This is a genomic window from Flavobacterium chungangense LMG 26729 (assembly GCF_000735715.2).
Taxonomy (GTDB): Bacteria; Bacteroidota; Bacteroidia; order Flavobacteriales; family Flavobacteriaceae; genus Flavobacterium; species Flavobacterium chungangense.
The window spans coordinates 55,184-68,492 of the sequence record NZ_JASY01000013.1 but is presented as its reverse complement, the minus strand read 5'-3'; the positions used below and the strand labels follow the sequence as shown (position 1 = coordinate 68,492).

Here is a 13,309-nt window from a genome sequence, read left to right as displayed (position 1 = left end):
TTAAAATCTTTTCTTTAACAAAGTCGAAATTTAATGTTATAAAGGAAGTGAGATTTTACCCCCATTTTTAAAGAAGAATCTTTCTAAATAAGTATTTATATCGTTGTAGCTTTACTTCTTAGTGCCCTTTCATACGTAAAACTACTTATTCATAAAAAAATAAAAATTAAATCATCATATTTCAAATATTCTTATAACTTTGCGATTCAAAGTACTTTTATTTAAAAATAACTTTATATGAAAACAAGCGAAATAAATTATCTTTTTAAGAATCGAATTGGTGCTACGATTAGTCTTTTTGTCACAGCTTTTAGTGCTGCACTCTTAATTTTATTATTAATAGGCAGTAAATATGATTTTGAAAGCTTTGAAATGCTTTCTCTTATCAATCTTATTATTGCACTTCCTTATGCTGTAATTCTTAGTTTTAATGTTTTAAGAAATAAGGAAAAGTACCAGCATTTAATTCCTTTTTTATTTTTGAATTGGTTTATTGGATGTTTCTCTGCAAATATTCTAATCAATATTTTCGAAAATCTTCCAATTTGGGTTTATTGCACAACGTTCTTGTTTTGCTTTTCAAACTTTGTCATTTACAGCGACATTAAAGACAAATACATTAACATTTTTTCCTATTTTATTAATGGGCTTTCCTGCTTGTTAATTCTATATTACGCCCTATTTCTTATTCCTTTGTCCTTCATTTCCCTAATTGGAATTATTGTATTAGGGATTGGATTTTATGGTTTAGTCCCTGGAATTGTAATTATTACTCACACCATTATACTTTCAAAAGTAATTTTGAATCATAAAAGAAACATGTATGCTTTTTGTGCCGGAATGGGTTCTGTTTTATTTGGCTTCATTCTGTTTACCCTATTATTAAATATAGAAAGCCAAAAAATAAACCGATACAGCATTACAAAAACATTTGATGAAAATAATGATCTGCCGGCATATATTAGAATTTCTCAAAATCTAAAACCAAATTTCTTCAACGAAATATTACTAAAGAAAAACATCGTGTACACTGCAACTGATGAATTCTTTATTTTAAGAGGTCTTGATGGCATTGGAAGCAATCAACAGTACAATGAAAGAAAAACGCATAATCCTTTTTTAAATATTGCTTATCATTTTACAGAAAATCTGAATCTAAGTACTGATGATCAAATAAATATCCTAAAATCTAATTTTAACAAAAGACTCGAAACTGAAGAGCAGCTCTGGAGCGGCAGAGACCTCATTACAAAAAACATTAAAGAAGATGTAAAAATTTACCCTAATGAAAGATTAGCATACACCGAAATTACAATGGATATCGTCTGCGATGAAAAAAGCTGGGGACAAAAGGAAGCTATTTATTCTTTTCAGCTTCCCGAAGGTTCTGTAGCTACATCATTATCATTATGGGTCAATGGAACAGAAAGAAAAGGGGTTCTCACCACAAAAGAAAAAGCAAAAGCTGCCTACAAACAAATTGTTGGCGTCGAAGCACGCGATCCTTCTTTGATGCAATGGAAAGAAGGAAACAGAGTTACAGTTAGAGTTTTTCCTGTTACCAGCGAAATGCCACGAACTTTTAAATGCGGCTTTACTACTCCATTAAAAACCAAAGGCAACAAAATCACTTATCAAAGTCTGAACATTAAAGGTCCAAATATTAACAATGCCGCTACAATCTCAAGAATTCAGATAAGCGGAAATACCGCATTTGAAGCATCAAAAGATTTTGATTTTGAAAATAATTATTACATCAATAATTCTAAAGGCTTAGATGAATGGCAAGCAGAACTTCCTTTAAGTAAAGAACCAGTCAGTAATGTATTCGTCTGGAAAAATAAGAGTTATGAAGCAAAACCAATCCAAAAAGAAAAAATTCGTTTTTCTCCGTCTGAAATAATCTTAGATCTGACTAACAATTGGAGTATTGAGGAAGTTTTAGCACTCCTACAAATTCCTAACAAAAAATACTTTGCCATCATCAACAATACCAAACAAGAAATCAATACCACAAATTGTGAATATATATTTGATCAGTTTCAGGAGCTTAATTATTCTCTTTTGCCTCTATTTAAGTTAGAGAACAATAGTTTGATCATAACAAAATGCGGCACATTTTCTTCTAATTTTGAGGAGTTAGAATCTTCTGATTATTTAAAAAAGATTAAAAAATCCACAAAAAACAAACATTTAAAAGTCATTAATATTTCTGATGAAATAAATCCTTTTTGGCAGACGGTAAAAGAACAGCGTTATGTTGAATATCTTCAAACAGATATTAAAAACTGCTCAAGCCTTATCAACACAAACAACTTTGTAAAATTTAAAACATTCGAAAACAGTATTAATATAGAAACTGCCGGAATTGCAATTCAAGAGAATCCCGTTCTTGAAAAAACCACCAGCAAAGGATCTGATCATCTATACAGAATGTTTTGCTTTGGAAAAGTTTTAAATAATCAGGTAGAAATTCAAAATGACACATTAAAACAAAACAAATATGTTGATTTAGCTAAAGATGCTAATATTGTTACACCCATTTCGTCGTTAATTGTTCTGGAAACCGATGAAGATTATAAAAATAACGAAATAGAAAAAAATATTGATACTTTAGGAAATGCTTCAATTAATAATGACGGATCTGTTCCGGAACCTCATGAATGGCTTTTAATCATTATTGGTTTTACAACACTTTTCTTCTATTACAGAAAAAACAAAAAGCAGGTTATCTAATGAAAGACTTTTTATCACAGAACAAAAAGGTAATTTTAATTTTGATTTTGTTTACTCTGTTAATCATAAATTATAACATTGTTGTTGCTGGTCTTGACAGTAACCTTTTCGGAATTGTTTTTTCAATATTATTATTTCTTATCGGGGGTAGAAAAACTTCACTCAACATGAACTACCCTCTTTTAGGAATGATTTTTATACTGGAATTCATAAGCTTTCGTTTACACACAAAATCTTTGCATTTTTTAGCATTGTCATTTTTGATTTGCTTTCTGTATTATTGCTTTACCCGAAAATTTTCATTTATAGCTTTTATCTGTATCCTATTGTTTTCATCCCTTTTTAATACTTTTTTCGAGTATTTGACAACTGAAATAAAACAGGCACTTTGTTATACCGTTTATTTAACCCTGAAAAATTTCATCCTAATAGACAAAATTGAAGGCGTTAATTTTTATATTAACAATGCGAAAATTACCATTGATACAGCCTGCATGGGATTATCTATGTTTAAAACAGGATTACTCTTCGGAGCTTTATTACTAACTTTAGAAGAACGGAAACAACAAAAATATTTCAGTATAAGACAAATTCTCGTGTTCTGTTTCATTGTAATTGCTTTGAATATTATTTCGAATTATTTCAGGATTCTATCGTTGATTTTATTTGATTGTACCGAAGAGAATGTTTTGCATCATAGTATTGGATTGCTTTGTTTTATATTTTATCAAATTGCCCCCATGCTATTTTTGATTCGTTTTTTTAAAACTGAACAAAAAGAAACTATTTATAAAACACAATCTTTACCGGCTTTACTACCCTTTTTGACAGGCTTAGTGATTATTTTTATTACTAGTCTGGAAATTAAAAAAGAAACACATTACAATCTATTGGAAAATCTAAATCCTGAATATCATATTAAGAACGGGATATGGATAAATAAGGAAGTTTTTAAAATCGTAGCTCCTGAAAAACTCATTTATATTAAAACAATAGCGCACAACCCTACAATTTGCTGGACAGGAGATGGCTATAAAATTACTGAATCAAAAAGAATAATAAAAAATAAGTCTAAAATATGGTTTGTGAAATTAGAAAAAAATCACATTCAATATCTTTCATATTGGTGGTATGAATGTGAACAGAAAAAATATACTTCAATCACAGAAGTATTACTAATAAAACTTTTTTACAACAAACCTGTACGACTTATAAATGAAACAAGTAAATTGACTTTATAAAAAAGCCTGAGAAATTTTTAAGATTTCTCAGGCAATTGATAGTTTATATATTTTTTACATCAACTTCTGAATAATAATTTCCTCTGTTATCCCCTCAGCATCTGCTTTGTAGTTTTTGATAATCCTGTGACGCAAGATTCCGGTTGCAACTGCTTTCACATCTTCAATATCAGGAGAAAACTTACCATTGAAAGCTGCATGAGCTTTAGCTGCTAAAATTAAGTTTTGTGAAGCCCTTGGTCCTGCTCCCCAATCCAGATAATTTTTAACAAAATCATTTGACAAAGGATTATCAGGACGTGTCTTACTCACTAAAGTCACTGCATATTCAATAACATTATCCGCTACAGGAATTCTGCGGATCAAGTGTTGAAAATCTATGATTTCCTGTGCCGTAAACAAAGGATTTATTTTGGTTTTCACATCAGAAGTAGTTTGTTTTACTACCTGTACTTCTTCCTGAAAACTTGGATATTCGAGTTTTACAGCAAACATAAAACGATCTAACTGAGCTTCAGGCAAAGGATAAGTTCCTTCCTGTTCAATTGGGTTTTGTGTTGCCAATACAAAATACGGCAAATCTAATTTATGATTTTCTCCAGCAATAGTAACGGAGCGTTCCTGCATCGCTTCAAGCAAAGCTGCCTGAGTTTTAGGAGGAGTCCTGTTAATCTCGTCAGCCAAAATGATATTCGAAAAAATTGGCCCTTTGATAAACTTAAACTGTCGGTTTTCATCCAGAATTTCACTCCCAAGAATATCTGATGGCATTAAATCCGGAGTAAACTGGATTCTTTTAAAATCTAAACCTAAAGCCTGAGATAATGTATTTATCATTAAGGTTTTTGCTAACCCTGGAACACCAATTAAAAGCGCATGGCCTCCTGAAAATATGCAAAGTAAAATTTGATCTACAACGGCATCCTGCCCTACAATGATTTTTGCTATCTCGGTTTTTAATTCGTTTCTTTTTTGAACTAAATTATGAATTGCTGCTACGTCAGACATTTATGAATATATTTTAAATTAAAAAGAGTTAGCTCTATGAATTCATAAAACTAACTCTTTTCTTTATTTAATAAAAATTATTTTTTCAACCAATTATTAGTAAAAGTACAATCTCTGTATTCTCCAATAATCTTAATGTATGTATCTTTAATTTTTGTATCAAACCATTTTGCAATTGTATTGATTTGTTTTTCTTTTAATGCTAATTCTTTAATTTTAGTGTAATCTTTTGCATAATCGGCTGTGTGGCTATCGATTCTATTAGTTACAGTTATCAATTTGTATGTTTTTTTTCCTTTATCATCTGTATCCAAAAGTGGCTGAGAAATTTCATTATCTTTTAAATTTGAAACCTGGCTGTATAATGTCGCATCCATTTTAGTTAATTCAAAACGGGTATCCTGCGTATTTGGATTAACTAAAGTACCTCCGTTTGCTCTTGTTTCTTTTTGATCAGATTCAGTTCTTGCAGCATCGGCAAAAGAAATTTCTTTATTTACAATCTTATTTCTAATATTTGTAATTCTTTCTTTAGCTTCTTTTAAAGCTGTTTCAGAAACTGTTGGTGATATTAATATATGACGCAATTCTACTTCTTGTCCTTTAATTTTATCAACCATTATAATATGATAGCCATAGGTGGTTTCAAAAGGATCTGAAATCTCACCTTCTCCAAGACTAAAAGCAACATCCTTAAACTCTTTTACAAAAGGAGTTTTTCTTGTCATCTTATAATATCCTCCTGCAGGAGAAGAACCAGGATCCTGAGAATACAAGACTGCTTTTGTAGCAAAACTTGACCCCTCTAAAACATCTTTTTTAATAGCGTTTAATCTGTCAATTACTTTCTGTTTATCTTCTTTTGAAACTTTAGGCTCTACAACAATCTGTGCAACTTCCATTTCAGCTCCAAAAGTTGGTAATTCATCTTTTGGTATTTTTTTAAAGAAATTACGAACTTCCTCTGGTGTTATTTCTACAGCATCGACAATCTTTTTCTGCATTTCCGAAGATAATTTTTGCTCTTTTAATATATCTGCAAAATAAGTTTTGAATTCTTCAACAGAGCTTTTCTTATAGAATTCTACAATTTTATTTATATCCCCTCCTGTTTGTCTCATCATGTAATTAAGCCTTTCATCCATCATACTTTTCACTTCAGCATCACTTACTATAATACTATCCTGAATGGCCTGATGTGCATATAACTTATCTTCTAAAAGTTTCCCTAACATTTGACATCTTGTAACATCTTTTACAGAACCTCCCTGGGCAGTGATTTCAAGATATCCTTTGTCAATATCTGAGTCTAAAACAATATAGTCACCAACTGTAGCAATAATTCCATCAATCTTTTGTTTGTTGACTGAAGTTGCTTCAACAGGTTTCTCAGCTACAACATCTTTAATAATCTCCTGAGCAGAAATAATTGAGTTGAAAAAAAGTAAAAAACACATTGTTAACACTAATTTGTAATCAATAGTTTTTAGCTGTAATTTTTTTAATAACATTATTTTAAATTTAATTTGAATGTAAGGCCTTGTTTTAGTCTTTTCTTTAAAACTGAAATTAATTAAATCAATATTTTCAAAACTTAGAAAATACAAAAAAATTGCATTCGTTTTTTACAACTTATAACGGACAAAAATAACAATTCAATTACATAATCCAACTATCAGCTATACTATTAACAAAAAATTATACACAATGCAGACAGTTGGCAATCAAGAAAAAACATATTAATGATTTTATTAGTCTAAATAATAAAAAAACCAAATCATCTAAACCAAAACAGAATCGCATTTATTTTCAAATCGTATTAATTAATAGTACTTTTGCAACCTATTTATACAAAAATATGAGCTTTTTAAAAGAAATACAACGCAGAAGAACTTTTGGAATTATCTCGCATCCCGATGCCGGTAAAACAACATTGACAGAAAAATTATTACTTTTTGGAGGTGCAATTCAGGAAGCAGGCGCCGTAAAAAACAATAAAATTAAAAAAGGTGCAACGAGTGATTTCATGGAAATCGAACGCCAAAGAGGTATTTCGGTTTCAACCTCTGTTCTTGCTTTTAATTATAATGACAAAAAAATCAATATTCTTGACACACCCGGACACAAGGATTTTGCTGAAGACACTTTTAGAACTTTAACAGCTGTTGATAGCGTTATAGTTGTTATTGACGTTGCAAAAGGGGTTGAGGAACAAACTGAAAAACTGGTTGCCGTTTGCAGAATGCGTAACATTCCAATGATTGTCTTCATAAACAAATTAGACCGTGAAGGAAAAGATGCTTTTGACTTAATGGACGAAGTAGAACAAAAATTAGGTTTAAAAGTTACACCGTTAAGTTTTCCTATAGGAATGGGTTATGATTTTCAGGGAATTTATAATCTTTGGGAAGAAAATATCAACCTTTTTAGCGGAGACAGCCGTAAAAACATTGAAGAAACTATTGCTTTTTCTGATGTTCAAAATAATCCGGAACTAGATAAAATTGTTGGTCAAAAAGCAGCTGAGAAACTTCGTGAAGAATTGGAACTGATTGATGAGGTTTATCCTAAATTTGAACGTCAGGATTATTTAGACGGAAAAATTCAGCCTGTATTTTTTGGTTCAGCGTTAAATAATTTTGGAGTTCGTGAATTATTAGATTGTTTTGTTGCCATCGCTCCTTCTCCAAGACCAAAAGATTCTGAAACCCGATTGGTTGATCCTACCGAAGAAAAAATGTCTGGTTTTGTATTTAAAATCCATGCGAATATGGATCCAAAACATCGTGACCGTTTAGCCTTTATCAAAATTGTTTCAGGAACTTTTGAAAGAAACAAGCCGTATTATCATGTTCGTCAAAAGAAAAATTTAAAATTTTCGAGTCCAAATGCATTTTTCGCTGAGAAAAAAGAGATTGTCGACATTTCATATCCGGGAGATATTGTTGGTCTTCACGATACCGGAAATTTTAAAATTGGTGATACATTAACTGAAGGTGAATTAATGAGTTTCAAAGGAATTCCAAGTTTTTCACCTGAACACTTCAGATACATTAATAATGCTGATCCAATGAAAGCAAAACAATTGGATAAAGGAATTGATCAGTTAATGGATGAAGGTGTAGCGCAGTTATTTACATTAGAAATGAATAACCGTAAGATCATCGGTACTGTTGGTGCACTACAATATGAAGTAATCCAATACCGTCTGGAACATGAATATGGAGCCAAATGTACTTACGAAAACTTTCCTGTTCACAAAGCGTGCTGGGTAAAACCTAACGACCCTAAAAGTGAAGAATTTAAAGAGTTTAAAAGAATCAAACAAAAATTCCTCGCTCATGATAAATATGGACAATTAGTCTTTTTAGCTGATTCTGATTTTACGATTCAGATGACTCAAAGTAAATATCCAAATGTAAAATTATTTTTCACATCAGAATTTGAATAATGACATTTTTCATTTTATACAAAATTAAAAAGCGCCAACTTTGAAAGTTGGCGCTTTTTTTAAGAATTAAATTAACTTTTATATGGAAAAATTAATTTTCTTTATTTTATGTTATGTTAAGTCAAAAGTATAATTAAGATTGCTGTCCTTCAAAAATAGTCGTTCAAAACGAATTAAATCGGATTAAATACATAAAAACATGCTTTTTTTCAATATCACATAGCAATAAAAACCCCTAAACTACAGGGGTTTTAAAATTTTAAGCTTAATTTTTAATCAATTTAACCGTCTCAGATTGATTTTTTTCATTGGTCACCTTCAATAAATAAGTTCCATTTGGAACATTCGCTAAATCCAAGGAGTTTGTCCCTGAGATTATTTTTTGGGTTTTGATTGTTTTTCCTAATAAATCAAATATAACTATTGTACCATTAGAATCACTATCTATAAAAAATGCACTACTTGACGGATTAGGATATACTTTTAAACTAGAACTAAAATCCAAATCATGATTACCAACAGCCAGTGTTGTACAAGTATTACCGGTTTGAATAATAGAACCTCCAATCCAGTTAGAAGAGTCTGCTGATAAATCAAAGCCAATTAAGGTCCCATTATTTCCATTTCCACTTGAATCTGATAATGTGTTAACTACTGAATTATCTGCCCCTTCAAATCCCTGATTGAATTTATAATACGCTACTAATCCTGATTGAGCTCCTGCCAGTTCACAATTCATATTGTTTTGTATTTCTGCCTGAGTCAAAACTTTATTCCAAATACGAGCCTCTTCAATTGCGCCATTAAAAAGGTTTTGCCCTGCATCAAATGCCCCAATTCTTGTGGCACTTCCTATAAAAGGAAACACATTAGTATTCTGATCAATCTCAATACCATTTTTATATAATATCATTGTATTTGTTGCTGAATTATAAGTTACAGCAACATGGTACCAAGTGTCTAAACTTAATTGTGCATTGTCTTTTACAGCACTCCAGCCACTATTATGTCCTGCAGACAATATACCACCAGGAATATAAATAGCATGCTCGCCATCACTACCACCAGAAATAATATTATTTACAGCTGAAAAATCCCTTACTTTAATCCAGGCTTCTTTTGTATAAGTTGCAGGCATATTGATTGGTAATTCTACATAACCACCATCAAAATTCAAAGTTGAACCTTTTATATTTACCGACACTTCAAAACGTTCACTTTCGCACGATATGGTTTGGGAAACGTAATATAAACCTGTTGACAGGACTGTTGCAGGATCCAATGCAGTACCACCAGTAGCAGATGTATACCATTTTAAATCGGTTCCTGTTGCTGCCAAATCTGAAACTTTTGCATTTGCATTAAAATTTTGCGGAGAAGTAGCTGTAGGTTTTGCAGTTCCGCAGGAATAAGTAAGTTGGGGCGTTACAAGATCCCCTGAAGTATTTATTACTCTAAAAGTATATGTAACGGAATTAGAAATTAAGTTATTAGCTTTCATGTTAAATTCCATTTCAGTAAATTTACCTGTACTTGCAGGATAATTTATATATCCATTAGATTCTGTACTTACAAATTCTCCTGCTATAAAAGAAGCAGCATTACCTGTAGCTATCTGTTGCGTAGTTGGTGTCGCATTAGACACCTCTGATGAGCTTATTAAGCTAAATGGAGAACCTGAATCTGTTAAATACTTCCATGTACCACCTGAATTATCTGAAAACTGAATCTGTTTATAAAAACTTCCGTAATATCCTGGTCCCCAACCGGTAGAATAATCTTCAAGAACTACTCTTATTCTGATTGGATCTAAATTATTAATTTGTATCGCAGTGTTTTGTGCTGCTTTCCATGTCGCAGTAATTTCACTCCCATCATCATTTCTCCATCGGTAAGCTGACATTCTCGTATTTGCATTCGAAAGAAAGTAATTGGCGAGCATTAAAGTAAAAAGTAATGTTTTTTTCATATTATAAATTGTTTTAAAAAATTAGTTAAAGATTGATTTAAATGTGTGACAATTGTCTGTTTCTTATAGTTTTGAGTTTTAAGGTTAATAAATATAATAGTATGAATGTGATAAGCAATACAGGAAAAAGCAATGGATATTTTGTAAACAATGATAAATTATTATTTGGCTGAATATTTCCTGAAACCAATGTTCCGATGGTGTCCTTTTTTTCTGAAATAATTAATCCTTTACTGTCAATAATAGCATTAATACCACAATTATTGGCAACACTAATGTCTTTACGATTTTCTACCGCCTGAAGTCTGGCGTAATAAAAATGCAAATCTGATATGTAATTATCTTTAAACCAGCCGTCATTACTGAAATTAAACAAAAAATTTGCTCCGTTTCTAACTTGTTCTGCTGCACAACTTTCCACTACTACCTCATTACAAATCAAGTTTCCTGCTTTTCCAAAACGGGTATCAATGGGTTTCTCGCTTTGCCCTTCTGACAAAACATATCCTTCCTGACTTAAAAATGGCACAAGAAATTTACCTAATGGTTCTTCAATACCTTTAAGCAATATTTGCTTGTTGTAAATTCCTTTTACAGCATTTTTATTATTGATATAAAAGACGGAGTTGTATAATTTTTTATGGGTATTACTTTCGTTATTGATCCCTACTATATGTGTAAGATTTGCACGACCACTTATTCTTATTATTTCCTTTAATAAATCATCATCAGGCGAATAAGTCCAGGGTAAAGCCGTTTCCGGCCAGATAATAAAATCAGGTTTTAGCGCAACCGCATCCTTACACAATTGAAAATAATTGTTGGCAAAAGTATTACCGTTTTCACTATTCCATTTAGTTTCAGGATTAGTATTATCCGAAACAACCGCAACCTTAAATGATTTTCCAACTAAACTTGGCTTAAAAGTGTAAAAACTTACAGCACCTATTATAAACACAATCCCAAAAACAGAAAAACCTGATAGTAAATACCCTTTCTTTTTTTGAATAAATGATTCTGCAATAAAAAGATTAATTAAAACAGTTAAAAAAGTCAATAAAGCCAAGCCTCCTAAACTTGCCAATTGAATTGAATAAATATTTGTAACAAAAGGAAAACCAATTCTGAAATAATGTAAAGGGAATGATTCTAATAAAAACGCCAAACCAGATTCCAAAATAGTCCAGATAGCTGCAATACATAATCTGTTTAAAAGAAAAGTCAAATTTGATTTTACATTTGAATCCCAGATAATTTTAGTGATCCATGAAAGAACTGCAAAATAAAAACCGACAAAAAGACTGCTAAAAATACAAGTTAAAAAGCCATAAAAAAAACCATTTCCTGTATAATGGCTTACTCCTTGTATCATCCAGAAAAACATCCCTGTGCCTATTCCAAAACCAAACACAAAGCCAATACCGGGTGCCTTTTTTTGTTTTTTGCTATTTAAAAAAATGAACAATGGAACTAAACTGACACTTATCAATAAAATCCAAAGATTCGTATTGGCAAAATTAAGAATTAGCCCGAAAGCTAATAACAACAACATTGTTTTTATTTTTTTTTCCATTAACATTAACTTGAAATTAAGCAACAGCATTTTAGCAAAACATTTAGTTTCTGCGATCCTTAAACAAACCTGCTTTATTAAGTGAAATTTTTATAAAGACAAATTTTTATGCGCTTCACAAATAAATTTCATGTGAACACAAATATCAAATAATTAAATTTTTCAATATACAAGGGGAAACCCTGAAATTTTCATATTAGCTACAATTATCAAACGCATATATGAAATTTGACGTTCATAAAAACTATTGGTTTTTTACTGTTTTCCAGAGCAGAAATATAATTTCAATAAAGATCAAAATAGCCTATTCGGACATATTTTAAAGAAAAAAAGGAATACTATCTGAGTAGCCATTTACAGAATCTATTAGCTGAATAATTCTAATCTATTTAGTTTACTGAATTATAATCCCTAAAAGATTAAAAAGAAGTATTTCATAATTTGTTAATATAAGCTCTAATGCAAACAGTTATGACAATAATTTTAGAAACGCTCTTTTATAATCTGTTTTGAAATGAATAAAATTTAATACGTATAAAACAAATAACTAAAAAGTATAAAATTGAGAGAAAAATGTTTTTATAAAATGATACTATACTAAACAGAGTTTGAAGATTTAATTGAAAATGGATTTGAGTATTTTAGAAGATGATCTTTTTAAATTTAGCTCAACGGATTATTTAGAACTTTAAGAATTAAATATAAAAATAAAAGAAAATACTTATAATAAACTTATCTAAATTGTGAAGGCTGCTTACCAAACCTTTTTTTAAAAGCTGCCGTAAATTTACTGGCACTTTCATAGCCTACCGCTAATGCAATAATCTGAATCTGAAGATTTGATTTCTTAATTAACTGCATTGCCAATAGCATATTTTTTTCTTTATGATATTACAGCATTGAAAAACCAAAGACCGTTTTAAAATTTGATTTTAATTTTGTTGGTGAAGTATTTAAAATTTAAAACAAAAAAAAGCTCCATTTCTGGAGCTTTAAAATTTACGCTTGTCCTGCCGGACCAAAATTAAGCGGAATCGGTGCTTGTTCAGTTTCTTTGATTTCGCCATGAGCGGCTTCAAAGCGATGAATATTTTCACCAATTGCTCTCAATAATCGTTTAGCATGTTGTGGCGTCAGTACAATTCTTGACTTCACTTTAGCCTTAGGAGTACCCGGCATAATATTTACAAAATCTAAAACAAATTCAGATGATGAGTGATTAATAATAGCAAGATTAGAATAAATTCCCTCTGCAATAGTTTCGTCTAACTCAATATTAATTTGCTCTTGTTGTTGTTTCGGATTACTCATAATTTAATGTTTTTTCAATT

The 13,309-nt window shown here is 30.7% G+C and carries 9 protein-coding genes; 3 read left to right on the top strand and 6 right to left on the bottom strand.

From position 1 onward, the window contains the following. Window positions 1-237 precede the first annotated feature (237 nt). Window positions 238-2,736: an XrtN system VIT domain-containing protein gene (locus JE46_RS18520; protein WP_031456772.1), complete on the top strand. Its 2,499-nt coding sequence runs from the start codon at window positions 238-240 to the stop codon at window positions 2,734-2,736. Then, the gene (gene xrtN / locus JE46_RS18515; protein WP_031456771.1) at window positions 2,664-3,977 is read left to right on the top strand and encodes an exosortase N; all 1,314 of its coding nucleotides are present in this window, start codon (window positions 2,664-2,666) and stop codon (window positions 3,975-3,977) included. The genes JE46_RS18520 and xrtN overlap by 73 nt, the downstream gene beginning before the upstream one ends. A 54-nt stretch (window positions 3,978-4,031) precedes the next feature. Here the strand turns inward: xrtN and JE46_RS18510 are convergent, their stop codons facing one another. After that, window positions 4,032-4,985: an AAA family ATPase gene (locus tag JE46_RS18510; RefSeq protein ID WP_031456770.1), complete on the bottom strand. Its 954-nt coding sequence runs from the start codon at window positions 4,983-4,985 to the stop codon at window positions 4,032-4,034. A 77-nt stretch (window positions 4,986-5,062) separates the two neighbouring features. Continuing rightward, window positions 5,063-6,496 (bottom strand): peptidylprolyl isomerase, encoded by a 1,434-nt coding sequence (locus tag JE46_RS18505; RefSeq protein ID WP_031456769.1) that lies wholly within the window; start codon window positions 6,494-6,496, stop codon window positions 5,063-5,065. Between the two features lie 347 nt (window positions 6,497-6,843). On the opposite strand from JE46_RS18505, the gene JE46_RS18500 reads away from it, so the two are divergent. Continuing rightward, window positions 6,844-8,436 (top strand): peptide chain release factor 3, encoded by a 1,593-nt coding sequence (locus JE46_RS18500; protein ID WP_031456768.1) that lies wholly within the window; start codon window positions 6,844-6,846, stop codon window positions 8,434-8,436. Between the two features lie 265 nt (window positions 8,437-8,701). Here JE46_RS18500 and JE46_RS18495 read toward each other — a convergent pair whose 3' ends face one another. The 4 genes from JE46_RS18495 to JE46_RS18485 all read right to left on the bottom strand — a co-directional run bounded on the left by JE46_RS18495 (window position 8,702) and on the right by JE46_RS18485 (window position 13,289). Beyond that, the gene (locus JE46_RS18495; RefSeq protein ID WP_031456767.1) at window positions 8,702-10,405 is read right to left on the bottom strand and encodes a LamG-like jellyroll fold domain-containing protein; all 1,704 of its coding nucleotides are present in this window, start codon (window positions 10,403-10,405) and stop codon (window positions 8,702-8,704) included. A gap of 37 nt (window positions 10,406-10,442) precedes the next feature. Continuing rightward, window positions 10,443-11,978 carry an apolipoprotein N-acyltransferase gene (lnt, locus tag JE46_RS18490; protein WP_167343450.1) on the bottom strand — a complete coding sequence of 512 codons (1,536 nt, stop codon included), beginning with the start codon at window positions 11,976-11,978 and terminating at the stop codon, window positions 10,443-10,445. Window positions 11,979-12,710: 732 nt separating this feature from the next. After that, on the bottom strand, window positions 12,711-12,851 hold the full coding sequence (locus tag JE46_RS23875) for a helix-turn-helix domain-containing protein (protein WP_083480904.1): 141 nt from the start codon (window positions 12,849-12,851) through the stop codon (window positions 12,711-12,713). Between the two features lie 126 nt (window positions 12,852-12,977). Further along, the gene (locus JE46_RS18485; protein ID WP_031456765.1) at window positions 12,978-13,289 is read right to left on the bottom strand and encodes a DUF3467 domain-containing protein; all 312 of its coding nucleotides are present in this window, start codon (window positions 13,287-13,289) and stop codon (window positions 12,978-12,980) included. Window positions 13,290-13,309: the final 20 nt, after the last annotated feature.